General features: G+C 68.2%; 11 protein-coding genes and 1 tRNA gene. 6 read left to right on the top strand and 6 right to left on the bottom strand.

The genetic code is table 11. The features are described 5' to 3' along the window. Positions 1 to 287: 287 nt before the first annotated feature. On the bottom strand, positions 288 to 647 hold the full coding sequence (locus tag AC5LSR_RS05855) for a nuclear transport factor 2-like protein (RefSeq protein ID WP_250281214.1): 360 nt from the start codon (positions 645 to 647) through the stop codon (positions 288 to 290). A gap of 29 nt (positions 648 to 676) precedes the next feature. After that, on the bottom strand, positions 677 to 1,465 hold the full coding sequence (locus AC5LSR_RS05850; RefSeq protein WP_250289529.1) for an SDR family oxidoreductase: 789 nt from the start codon (positions 1,463 to 1,465) through the stop codon (positions 677 to 679). A gap of 109 nt (positions 1,466 to 1,574) precedes the next feature. On the opposite strand from AC5LSR_RS05850, the gene AC5LSR_RS05845 reads away from it, so the two are divergent. After that, positions 1,575 to 2,072, top strand: coding sequence for a winged helix-turn-helix transcriptional regulator (locus tag AC5LSR_RS05845; RefSeq protein WP_250281218.1), 498 nt, complete (start codon positions 1,575 to 1,577; stop codon positions 2,070 to 2,072). A gap of 62 nt (positions 2,073 to 2,134) precedes the next feature. Here AC5LSR_RS05845 and AC5LSR_RS05840 read toward each other — a convergent pair whose 3' ends face one another. After that, positions 2,135 to 2,413, bottom strand: coding sequence for a C40 family peptidase (locus AC5LSR_RS05840; RefSeq protein WP_445548177.1), 279 nt, complete (start codon positions 2,411 to 2,413; stop codon positions 2,135 to 2,137). Positions 2,414 to 2,552: 139 nt separating this feature from the next. Between AC5LSR_RS05840 and AC5LSR_RS05835 the strand changes: the two genes are divergently transcribed. The 3 genes from AC5LSR_RS05835 (at position 2,553) to AC5LSR_RS05825 (ending at position 5,069) form a co-directional block, all read left to right on the top strand. Next, positions 2,553 to 4,069 (top strand): IS3 family transposase gene (locus AC5LSR_RS05835; protein WP_445548178.1). Its coding sequence is split into 2 segments (ribosomal slippage): positions 2,553 to 2,907 and positions 2,907 to 4,069, totalling 1,518 coding nucleotides; the frame shifts between segments, so codons are not numbered across the junction. 263 nt (positions 4,070 to 4,332) lie between these two features. Beyond that, on the top strand, positions 4,333 to 4,617 hold the full coding sequence (locus AC5LSR_RS05830) for a type II toxin-antitoxin system RelE/ParE family toxin (protein WP_493468231.1): 285 nt from the start codon (positions 4,333 to 4,335) through the stop codon (positions 4,615 to 4,617). A gap of 134 nt (positions 4,618 to 4,751) precedes the next feature. Further along, positions 4,752 to 5,069, top strand: a complete 318-nt coding sequence (locus AC5LSR_RS05825) for a helix-turn-helix domain-containing protein (RefSeq protein WP_250281220.1) — start codon at positions 4,752 to 4,754, stop codon at positions 5,067 to 5,069. A 131-nt stretch (positions 5,070 to 5,200) separates the two neighbouring features. On the opposite strand, the gene AC5LSR_RS05820 is transcribed toward AC5LSR_RS05825, so the two are convergent. Continuing rightward, positions 5,201 to 5,273: transfer RNA gene (locus tag AC5LSR_RS05820), tRNA-Arg, on the bottom strand. A 68-nt stretch (positions 5,274 to 5,341) separates the two neighbouring features. Beyond that, complete coding sequence (locus AC5LSR_RS05815) at positions 5,342 to 5,857, bottom strand: metallophosphoesterase family protein (protein ID WP_250281222.1); 516 nt, start codon at positions 5,855 to 5,857, stop codon at positions 5,342 to 5,344. Positions 5,858 to 6,004: 147 nt separating this feature from the next. Here AC5LSR_RS05815 and AC5LSR_RS05810 point away from each other — a divergent pair, with 147 nt between their 5' ends. Further along, the gene (locus AC5LSR_RS05810; protein WP_250281223.1) at positions 6,005 to 7,678 is read left to right on the top strand and encodes an MFS transporter; all 1,674 of its coding nucleotides are present in this window, start codon (positions 6,005 to 6,007) and stop codon (positions 7,676 to 7,678) included. 123 nt (positions 7,679 to 7,801) lie between these two features. Continuing rightward, a complete protein-coding gene (locus tag AC5LSR_RS05805) occupies positions 7,802 to 9,934 on the top strand; it encodes a serine/threonine-protein kinase (RefSeq protein WP_250289527.1) in 2,133 nt (710 codons plus the stop codon). Positions 9,935 to 10,066: 132 nt separating this feature from the next. Here the strand turns inward: AC5LSR_RS05805 and AC5LSR_RS05800 are convergent, their stop codons facing one another. Further along, positions 10,067 to 10,876: a bacterial transcriptional activator domain-containing protein gene (locus AC5LSR_RS05800; RefSeq protein ID WP_250281226.1), complete on the bottom strand. Its 810-nt coding sequence runs from the start codon at positions 10,874 to 10,876 to the stop codon at positions 10,067 to 10,069. Positions 10,877 to 11,557 lie beyond the last annotated feature (681 nt).

The following is an 11,557-nucleotide window of genomic DNA, read 5'->3' as shown; positions in this document are numbered from 1 at the left end:
GTCCACCGAACCCGAACACTTCAGTCGGCCAGCGCGGTGATCTGGGCGCTGAAGTCTTCACGTGCGCCGGCGTGGGGAATCCCGCCGCGCAGTGGATCATTCAGTTGTGGCGTGAGGCTGTCGCACCTGCCGCGACTGAGCTGGCATCTGACCGCAGGTCCCGGCCGGCGATCCGCCCGGGAAAGACGGTGGGTCACCGCGGTGCTGCCTGGTCTGCTGATCTCCATGGAGTCGATGGCGCACGGTTTGACCCTTGCGTTGAGTCTTCCGTCTGTCGCCAGCGCTGTTCAGGGCTCGATGACGAGGCGTTCGATGAGGTTGTCGCGGAGGGTGAACTGGTAGCGCAGATCGACGACGCCGCCGGGGAAGTTGCCCTCGAGGTGGTTCGTGGCGATGTAGTGGATCTGGTCGGTTTTCTGCGCGGCGGTGAGTTCGATGGTGTAGGTGAACTCGCTGGCCGAGCGGGTCAGCCAGGTTTCGATCGCTGCTGTTCCGTGGTAGGTGGTGCCGTCGTCGATCACGGTGGCGTCGGTGGTGAACGCGCTGATCGCGGCCGGGGTGTTGTGGGTGCGGTGCGAGGCCAGGTAGCGGGCGATCACCTCGGGTAGCGCGTCGGGGGCGATGGGCTGGGGCTCGTTGTCACGCATGGCTGTCCTGACTGTGAGGGGCGGACGGATCACACGGTCGGCGTGGTGCCGCCGTCGATGACGTGCTCGGCGCCGACGATCGACGAAGCGCGGTCGGAGACAAGAAAGGCGACCAGTTCGGCGACCTCGTCGGGCCGGTTGGGACGCCCGAGCGGAATGCCGCCGAGGGAATCCATCAGCCCCGCCAACGCATCCTGGCGGCTGATGCCGGCGCCCTGGGCGAGCCGGTCGACGAGAGCGTCGGCCGCGGCGGTCTGAATGAAGCCGGGCGACACGGTGTTGACGCGTACCCCGCGCGGGGCGACCTCGTTGGCCAACCCTTTGCTGTAGGTGGTCAGCGCGGCCTTGGCGGCGGCGTAGGCAAGGGTGCCGTTCCACAGTGGCATCCGGCGCTGGATGGAGGAGACATGGACGATGGCCCCCTTTCCGGCCTCGATCATGCCGGGTAGCAGGCCGCGGTCCAGGCGGACCGCAGCCAGCAGGTTGATGGTCAACTCGGTGGCCCAGTCGTCCTCGCCGAGGGCGGCGAATCCGCCCGACGGTGCCTCGGAACCGCCGAGATTGTGGACCAGGATGTCGACGCCGCCCAGGCGGTCGAGCGTTTCGGCCACCACGGTCGCCGCCCCGGCGGCGGTGGCGAGGTCAGCGGTGATGAACAGCTTCGGATCGAGGTCGTCCGGCTGGCGGCGGCCGGTCACCAGCACGGTCGCGTCGGCGTGGGCGAGGCGCCGGGCGATGGCCGCGCCCGTGCCTCCGGTACCGCCGGTGACCAGCGCACGCCGGCCATGCAGGGATTCGGTAGGAGGGATGTAGGTCATGACGCCGTCCTGTTCCCGAGTGTGGCCATCCTCCGGCCCACACCCGTAGCTACTGCTAGAATAGAAGTCAGTGACTTCGACTTTAGCAGCTACTGGGGAGGGGGTCACCATGGCGAGCCGGATCAGGCTCGAGGACCGAGAGTGCCCGCTGTCGACAACGGTGCAGCACGTCGGCGAGTGGTGGACGCTGCTGATCCTGCACGACGCCTTCGACGGCTACACCCGCTTCGACCAGTTCCAGGACAGCCTCGGCATCTCCTCCAGCATGCTCACCGCCCGTCTCAAGACCCTCGTCGCCGACGGTCTGCTGGAACGCCGCCCCTACCAGACCAACCCGGTCCGGCACGAGTACGTCCTGACCGACCTCGGCCGCTCGCTGCGCCCGGTGATCGTGACACTGGCGGCGTGGGGCAATTCCCGCCTCCCCGCCGAGCAACGCAGCATGATCCTCGTCGACGCGACCAGCGGAGAAGAAGTCGAACCCGTCGTCATCGACGCGAAGACCGGCCGCCGCCTCGACGACAGCGACGCCTACGTCTTCACCGCGGGACCCGCCGCCAGCTCGGCCATGCGCGCCCGCTACATCTCTACCGCCGACGCCACGTAGCCCCCCGGGGGGTGGCTAACGACCAGGCTGCCGGGTCGAGCCCGACAGAGAGGGTTCCGCGCTCATCCCTCGGACGGTCCCCTGATGGCGCCGAGGTAGACCTCTGACCCCCATCTCGCGCCAACCGCCGCCGCGAAGGGCTCGACACGAACGTCGGCGCTCTCGTGAGGAGCGTCAACCATCAGCGCCTGCCCGGCCTGCATAGCCAGGTAGATGCCGACATGCATGACTTTACTCTGATCCGTTCCGAAGAACACGAGATCCCCCACCTGCAGGGGCGCCCCGGCCGGCAGCGCCGGGCCGGCGTCGTATTGGGCCTGCGCGGTGCGCGGGAGCTGGATGCAAGCCGCGGCGTAGGCGACCTGGGTTAGGCCCTACCTGCCAAGATGGGATGAGACAGGAGATATTTCCCATCTAGGCTAGCTTGGGCGGGGTTGGGAGAGGGAGATCGTGGCAGTGGTGCTGACGGCCGGGCAGGGCCTGGTCGATGATGGTCGGGTGGACGAGCCCGAGGCCGGCCGGCCTGATCCGGAGGTCGAGCCGAAGGCGAAACGGCGCACGTTCACGGCGGAGTACAAGGCGCGGATTCTCGCGGAATACGACGCGGCGACCAGGCCGGGTGAGAAAGGCGCGATCCTGCGCCGGGAGCGGTTGTACTCGGCGCACCTGGTGGAATGGCGCCGGGCGCGGGACCAGGGCGTGGCCGGGGCGTTCTCGAAGCCGCGGGGCCGGCCTGCGCCCGACCCGCGGGACAAGGAGATCGAGCAGTTGCGGGCGCGGCTGGCCCGGCAAGATAAGGAACTCGAGGCGTCCCGGCGCGTGATGGACATCATGGGAAAAGCCAACGCGCTCGTGGAGGCGCTCTCCGAGAGCATTCCCGGAATCACCCGGGAATCGTCGCCGAAGGAGAACGGATAGCCGACGCGTGCGCGGTCGAGCTGGCCGACGTCGTCGGGGCGAAGAAGGCGTGCGAGCTGACGGGCCGGTCGCGGGCGACGTTCTACCGGCGCCACCGGCCGCCCGCGTCGGCTCCGCCGCGCCGCCCGCCGAAGCCGCACCGGGAGCGCGCCCAGCCGCGGGCGCTGTCCCCGGAGGAACGGGCACGGGTGCTGGCGATGCTCGACTCGGAGCGGTTCGCCGACGCGTCGCCGCGGTCCGTGTGGGCGACGCTGCTCGACGAGGGCGTCTACCTGGCCTCCTGGCGAACCTTCTACCGGATCCTGGCCGCCGAGGGCCAGACCGGGGAGCGCCGCGCCCAGGCCACGCACCCGCCGCACGTGAAGCCCGAGCTGCTCGCGGAGGCGCCCCACCGCGTGTGGACCTGGGATATCACGAAAATCAAGGGGCCGTCGAAACACAGCTATTTCTACCTGTATGTCATTCTCGATATCTTCAGCCGGTATGTCGTGGGCTGGATGCTGGCGCCGAACGAGTCGGGCGAGTTGGCGAAGGAGCTGGTCACGCAGACCTGCGAGAAGTACGGCGTCGACACGTCGGGGCTGACGGTGCACGCGGACCGGGGCTCGTCGATGACGTCGAAGACGGTCGCGATGCTCTACGCGGACCTCGACATCGTCCGGTCGCACTCCAGGCCGCGGGTCTCGAACGACAACCCGTACTCGGAGTCCCAGTTCAAGACGCTGAAGTACCGGCCCGGCTTTCCTGACCGCTTTGGTACCCTCGCCGAGGCGCGCCAGTTCTGCCGCCGGTTCTTCGCCTGGTACAACCACGAGCACAGACATTCGGGAATCGGCTATCTCGCGCCGGCGGTCGTGTATTTCGGCCAGGCCGAGGCGGTGCACGCTGCCCGCGGCCGCGTCCTCGACGCGGCCTACGCCGCGCACCCGGAGCGGTTCGTGAACCGGCGCCCGGTTCCGCCGCCGCTCCCACAGCCTGCCGGGATCAACCACAAGCCCGACGAGCGAGCAGAACCGGCCGCCGCCGGCATCCCCGAACGATCGGAGGTCGTCCCCCGACAGAGAACGCATGCAGGGTAATCCACAAAGAATCTTGTCTTAAAGATCTTGACAAGTTCCGAACCCGGCCGGTGGCACACCGACCGGGTTGGGGATGCACACTGTGCGCTCGGAGGGGCTCGAACCCCCAGCCTCTTGACCCGTAGTTAGATTTAGATCTTCCGTCGACGTTCGCAGAGGTCCGCCCCGTCCGCTGACCTGGTGGGCTCTGTCCATGGGCGTCCGCCAACGTCCACCCTCGTCCACCGGCTTGGCTGTCAACTTGGCTGTCAGTCGTTCTGACTATGGTCATCTTGGTGGTCTTCGCGGTGCCATGGTTTAGTGAGAGCTATACTCGTTTGATGGACGGGCGGCAGTGGGACGTCTACCTCGTCAACGAGGTCCGTGACTGGATCGACGGCCTGGACGCCGCGACACACGCGCGGGTCGTCCAGGCGATCGACCTGCTCGCGGAGACCGGCCCCGGGCTGGGGAGACCGCTGGTCGACACGATCAGCGGCTCGTCGCTGCCGAACCTGAAGGAACTCAGACCGGGCACGGTACGGATCTTGTTCTGTTTCGATCCGTAGCGTTCGAGCATCCTGCTTGTTGCCGGGGACAAATCCGGGCAGTGGAACGCCTGGTACGACGAAGCGATTCCACTGGCGGAGCAACGCTACAAGAGCTACCTGGTGGAACGCGGCCAGGAGGAGGGTGATCGGCGATGAGTGGTCACGTACGGTGGGCTGATGTCCGTGCCGAGCAGGTCGCCCGGGCCGGCGGGGAGGAGGCGGTCGCCGCCGGCAAGCAGGAGCTTCTTGCGGTCGCGGTGGGGCACCGGCTTGCCGAGGTGCGTCGTGCGCGGGGTCTGACCCAGCAGCAGGTGGCCGAGCGGATGGGGGTGACCAAGGGCCGGATCTCGCAGATCGAGCAGGGCTCACTCTCCGGTCAGGACGTGGTCGCCAGATACGCTGCCGCTCTTGGTGGCCGGCTGCATCAGGCGATCTACTTTGACGACGGGGACATCGCCGCGATCGCTTGACCTGTTTCGTCGCCGCAGCACACCCGACGGCTTCCTGGGCTGAGGGCCGTTGCTGCACCCGCTGCTTCAGAAAGACCAGAGCCCCGCGCCGTGTGATCGGCTGCGGGGCTCTGACCTGTCTCAACCTGACGTGCGCTCGGAGGGACTCGAACCCCCAACCTCTTGATCCGTAGTCAAGTGCTCTATCCGTTGAGCTACGAGCGCCTGCCGGGCCACGGTAGCGGACCGACTGAGCAAGAGTACAGCATCGGCCCGCGATCTCCGAACGGGCGTCAGCGTGGCGGTAGCCGATGCGGTGTGACGTCCCCCAGGCGGCCGTTGGTGATCGATGCCGTCATGAACGTGTGGTGTGGCTGGCGGCGGCGGTCCGTCGGGGAGCCGGGGTTGAGCAGCCGGACCGGTCCGGCGCCGCCCGTCCGGTGGACCGTGGCGTCCCAGGGGATGTGCGAGTGGCCGAAGACGACCAGGCCGGCGTCGGGGTAGATGGCGCTGACCCGCTGGTTCCGGCCGGTGGCTGTCCCGGTCTCGTGCACGACCACCGTCCGGACTCCGTCGAGATCGACACGTGCCACCTCCGGTAGCAGCTTGCGGATCTCGGGTCCGTCGTTGTTGCCGGAGCAGCCGATCAGGCGCGGAGTTCTGGCCTGGAGCCGCTCCAGCAGGGCGACGTCGACCCAGTCGCCGGAATGGATCACCGTGTCCGCGTCGTCGACCGCTGCCCACACCGGGGCCGGCAGGTCACGGGCACGGAACGGCACATGCGTGTCGGCCAGCAGGACGAGCCTCATCCGTCGAGTCTGCCTCGCCGGCTTCGGCCGGAAAGCGGGCTGTCAGCACGAAAATGCCGCGGGGTGGCCAGCGGGCCGTCGATGTATGAATCGTGAAGGGCTGTCGCGCTCCGTTCGGACGGGCAGAAGCCGGAAGGTACGCTTCCTGTGGTGTCTGGACAGCCGTTGCCGGAGATGTCACCACCGGGCGGCGCCCTGCCCCGGGCGGCTCGGGTCGCAACAGCGACCGGCCTTTTCGTTCATGCCTTCGTCTTCGCGGCCTGGATTCCTCGCATCCCTGAGGTGAAAGCGTCGCTTGCGCTGAGTGAGGGCGAGCTCGGGCTGGCGTTACTTGGAGCACCGGCCGGCGCAGTTCTGATCATGTGGGCCATTGGTCTTCTCGTCGGGCGTGTCGGCAGTGTCCCCGTGATCCGGGTCAGTCTTGTCCTGTACTGCGCCGCCGGTGTGCTCATCGGTGGTGCCGGCAGCCTGCCCGTGTTGTTCGTGCTGCTTGCGTTCTGGGGGGCCAGCGGCAGCGGGCTCGACGTCGCGGTCAACGCTCAGGCCACCGAGGTGGAGCGACGCTACGGGCGTCCGATCATGTCGGGGCTGCACGCGGCGTGGACGGGCGGTGCGCTTGTCGGAGCGGCCCTGGGCGCGGCGGGCGCGGCCGCGGAGACGCCGCTCGGCTGGCAGCTCGCCGGCGTCGGCGCGCTCGGGCTCGTCATCGGTCTTCCGCCGACTCTGATGATGTTGCCGCGTGACGCGCCCGCTCCTGACGATGCACTGATCGTGCGTCGTGCGCCCGTGATGGATGCGAGGAACCCGGCGGTGGCGGGAAATGTCGCCGATACCGGGAGTATCGATAACGTGGCGGGTGTAGATGTTGCCGTCAGTGGCAGGGCTGCCGGTGACACGACCGGCCGGGACGGCGGAAATATTACGGATACGGCTGTCGGCGTCGTGATGACCGAGTCCGTGGTGCCAATTCATGATCGTGATTGTCCGGTATTTCCTGTGTCGGCTCCGGTCTCCCTGCTCGGTGCTGTCGAGGAGCACGAGGAAAACCAGCCGACCAGGAACAAGAAGGGCGAGGATGCCGGGAAGGGAGCCGATGAGAGCGGGGACGCCGGGGAAACGGGGGGATCCGGAGCGGTCGGCACGGCCGCGGAGCGGACACCCGAGGCGGTGTCCGCTCCGCGCGCTTCTCGGGGTTCCCGCGGTTTTCGGCATGGCCTGAACATCCGCCGGGGGGCCGGCCGTCCGCTTGACATGCTCTGTTTCATCTGCCTGTCGAGTTTCCTGTGCGAGGGTGTGGCCGCGGACTGGAGCACCCTCTACCTGCGGGATGTGACGGGTGCGTCCGTGGATGTCGCGGGCATCGGCTTCGTCCTGTTCGCGGGGACGATGCTGGTCGGGCGGCTGGCTGGGGACAGGGTGACGGCCGCCGTCGGGGCCGCCTGCCTGGTCCGGGTTTCGGCTGGGGCCACGAGTGTCGTGTTCCTCTCCGCGCTGGCCGTCGCGGACACCGCTATCGGCGTACCTGGCGGAATCGTGGGTTTTGGCATCATTGGTATCGGAATGGCATGTGTCGTCCCGTCGACGATATCGGCGGCAGGGCGGCTTGGCATTCGTGCTTCCGGTCGGTCCCCGTCCGCTGGGGCCGCTGTTGCCAGGGTTATGAGCTTTGGTTATGTCGGCTGGTTGATAGGCCCCCCGATCGTCGGAGGGCTCGCAGAAATGATCAGCCTGCGTGCCGCTATGATCGTTGTGGTTGCTCTTGCCGCGACGGTGGCGGTCCTCGCGCCTGCTTTGTCCGTTTCGTCCGTCCAGCCTCGGTGATGGCCCTGTCGCGGACGTGTCGAGGGCCGTCGGATGTCTGGCTGGTTTCTGACTGGAAGGTGGGTCGGGCTGGTCCGGTCGGGTACTCTCCGCTCGTGATGGGGGCTGGCGAGAGGGGAGCCGGTGCTGGCGCCACTGGCTGCTGACGATCCGCGTTCTGTCGGGCCCTACCGGCTGCACGGCCGTCTCGGCGAAGGTGGAATGGGCGTGGTCTATCAGGCCTTCGCTCCTGATGACACGCCTGTAGCGATCAAGCTTCCGCACCTGAACGTGGCGGCGGATCCCGAGTTCCGGGCCCGTTTCCGCCAGGAGGTCACCGCTGCCCGGCGCGTCCGTGGCGCTTTTGTGGCCGAGGTCCTGGACGCTGATGTGGACGCCCCTCGCCCCTGGATGGCGACCGCCTACGTCGACGGGGTGAGCCTGGCGGACGCGGTACGCCGCCGCGGCCGTCTGGACGGCCCGACGTTGATGAGCCTTGCCGTTGGTCTTGCCGAGGCCCTGGTCGTCATCCACGCGGCTGGCGTGGTGCATCGCGATCTCAAACCCGCGAACATCATCATGGACTGGGACGGGCCGAAGGTCATCGATTTCGGCATCGCTCGGCTCTCGGACGCCACCATGAACACGAAAACCGGCTTCAGCATCGGGACCATCGCCTGGATGGCTCCCGAGCAGCTTTCCGGAGAGCGAGCCGGGCCTGCCGCCGACATCTTCGCCTGGGGTACCTGCGTCGCGTTCGCCGCGACGGGCCGGCATCCGTTCGCGGCCGGGACACCGGCGGCGTCGATGGCCCGGGTCCTGGGAGACGCTCCCGATCTCGAAGGGGTTCCGGAGCCGTTCGCCTCCGTGGTCGCCTGGGCGCTGGCGAAGCCGCCGGCACAGCGCTGCACCGCCGTGGGTGCGGTGGCCAGCCTCACCGGAAGGCAAATCTACGGCGTTACCGAGGCCGAACGGGTCGCTACCCGTGTCATCCGCGGTGGTCTTGGCCTGGATGACGCGTCGGCAGCCGGTCCGTTCGGGCCGTCTCGGCCATCCGCCGGCCACGGTCAGGCAGCTGGCTGGCCAGGATGGCAGACCCCACCGCCATCGCCTGAAACGGGCCACACCCGGGTCGGGCCTCCGCTCCCGCCGTGGGAGGCCGAGGAACAGCCCGTCCAGGGTGCTCTCTGGAATGCGCAGCCCCCGGTGCCGCCCCCGCCGCAGCCTCCACCGCCCGGAGCGGACCGACGTGGGCTCCTCACTCCACCCGGGCCACCCCAGCAGGGACGCTTCGGCCGTTCGTCGCCAATGCCGGTGCCAGTTCTGGCGGTTCTGCTGGTGGCGGCTGTGCTTACGGCCATCCCCGTGATCTCGCGGGCCAACACCGCGCGGATACCGACGATTATCGGTTATTACGACATATGGGACGTTTTCGGGGAGTTCACGGTGGCGTTCCTTGCGCTGCCGGTGATGCTTGTCGGTCTGGTGGCCGGGAACCGCCGGGGTGCCTGGCGTGATTTCGCGGCCGGATGTGTGGCCGGTCTGTCCGTCATGTCGGTCGCGGAGCTCGGCTTCGCCCAGGAGGAGTTCGGCTCCTCGCTTGACGTCGGCGGGTGGCTGATCATAACGGGTGCCGCCGCAGCGTTGGTCGTCGTCCTGGGCTGGCGGGGCTGGACCGCCGGCTGGACCTTCGGCCGGTGGACAGTCTTCTGCCTGCTCGTCGGTGGTATGGGCGTCGTCGTGTTCGCCCCCGCGGAGCTGCATTGGAAGGCTTATGTCCTCGCCGGGCAGCCGAGCCTGGTCGGAACCTCCGCGATCGCTGGTGTGCTGCTTCTCGCCACGTTGTTCGCGCAGCCCCGCAGCGTCACGTTCTTCACCGCGATGATCGTGGCCGGGCTCTGCGCGTTCGAGATGTTTTATCCGGATCTCCACGTTTACGCGGTCGACAATTTTGCGGTGCTGATCGGGCTGTTGGCTCTCGGCCTTCTTGGTGATCGCTGGTCGGACCGGCTCTTCCTGTTCGCGGCCAGGATGGCTGTTGCCGTGGCGTTGCTGCAGCATGCCGTGCTGGCCTGGGGAGGCGGCGATGTCGTGATACGTCTTGGTGAGACCATCCTGGATCTGTCAGACATCCACCTCGCCGCCTTCGGAGCGATTGCGGTCCTGGCGGTTTTCGGGACGCTGCGGGGCCCGCGGGTTGCTCCGGGGCCATGGCAGCCGCCTCCACCGGGCTACCCTCCGGGCCCGCTGCCATACCGCGCCGGCGGGTCGTACTGATCCGGGACGTGGCTGTCGGACCGTGACGGAGCAACGCCGCAGGCCTCGGTCCGGCGCCCTGGGCTTTCCTGGGTACGGGCTGATCCGGCGGGCGCCGAGGTGAACCGGCTGGCCGTCCGCCGGCAGTGGCTCCTATCGGCCTGTTATCGTGGATCTTCTGCCGCTGATCTGTTGCCGCCGGCGGAATCCCGGTAGCAGCTCGCGTACCAGCGCATTCGTTTCTGCCTGGATGCCGAGGCCGGTCCGTGATGGCGCGATCATCTGGTACATCTCGTTGATCACCGCCTCCAGGGCCTTGCGGTCATGGCGAGCTGCTACTGTGCGTAGTAGATCTCGCCACAGGATTTCGGCTGTTGGCGCCGCGCGCAGGCCCGTTCGGCACGCCGCGATGGCGGTAACGGTATCGCCGTTACCGAGCGTCAAGTTGGCAAGTCGGTGGGCCACATCGACGACGGCGGTGGAGGTGATCGTCCTGATCCTGCCTGAGTCCAGCCATCGGTAGCGGCCTGCCGGCAGATTTGTCCACAGTGGTCCGGCGACCAGCCGTAATGCTGTTGTAAGATCGTCTTCGGCGTCCGTCTCCGGTTGGGCGGAGCGATGGGTGTAGGCGACGAAAAGATCCCAGTCGCACCGGACGTCGTCAGTCAGGCGCCAGCATTCGTTATCACTGACCGTGATATGCGGGCGGCCCTCGTTGTCACTCCCGAGCCAGCCGGCGACATGCTCGAGCTCGTCGTTGAGCACGTCGTCAGGAGTCCCTGGCGGCAGGAGCACGGCGCTGAGAGCGCTGGAAAGTACCCCTGAGCGATGCAGAGCCAGGTACACCACCAGCTCGGTCAGGAACTCCCGGCGATCCGGATCGCAGGGCCCCGGCGCCTCGACGGCGATCTCTCCCATGATCCGGATTGCGACGTCGGTCGCTCGGAACAGCTCGCCAGGCACGGCCGGCGTCGTCACTGGCGCTGGCCGCGCCGGTGACGACGCCAGCGCCGCCGGCAGCACGGGTGGCGCTGCCAGCGGCCGGGAAACTGCCAGCGGCCGGGAAACTGGTTGCGGCTGGGAAACTGGCTGTGGCAGTAGAGCCGGCAGGGTGGACAGTGCGTTGTCGTCAGGCGGATCCGTCCGCGGCAGGCCGTCGTCGCCGGGAGCCGGGGCCGCGAGGGCGTCGCTCGCCGCGGTTCGCCCGGAAAGCCGGACCAGCAGCCCTGGTGTCTTCCACGGTTGTGCCGTCGGTGTCGACGGTGGCGCTGGCCAGACCGCACCGGGAGGGGGCATGGACGGCAGGGGGGAGGCCTCGGCCGGGAACGCGGTCGGCGGCGGAAACGGATACAGCTGGACGCCGTGTGCATCAGGAACGTGTGCATCAGGAGAACGTGGCGGCACAGGCCCCACTGACATCCCGGAGGCCCCGGGCACCTGGAGCTCCCGGGCCGGCATCGCTCTGTTGCGCCAGACGGAGGCGGCACCGTCTCCCCGGGAGGAGGCGTCCACGGACGGGGAAGGGCCGTGAGCACGCCCCGCCGGGTTGCCGCCGTCCGGGTGCCCCGCCGCCTCCGGACGTACCGGTGGTTCTCCTGGAGGCGGCGGGGGTTTGGGTGGTCGGCCAACCGGAGGAGCGATGGC

The sequence above is a fragment of the Protofrankia sp. CiP1_Cm_nod4 genome (genome assembly GCF_982290645.1).
The sequence above is the reverse complement of the archived record's forward strand: the minus strand, read 5'-3'. Positions and strand labels throughout refer to the sequence as shown.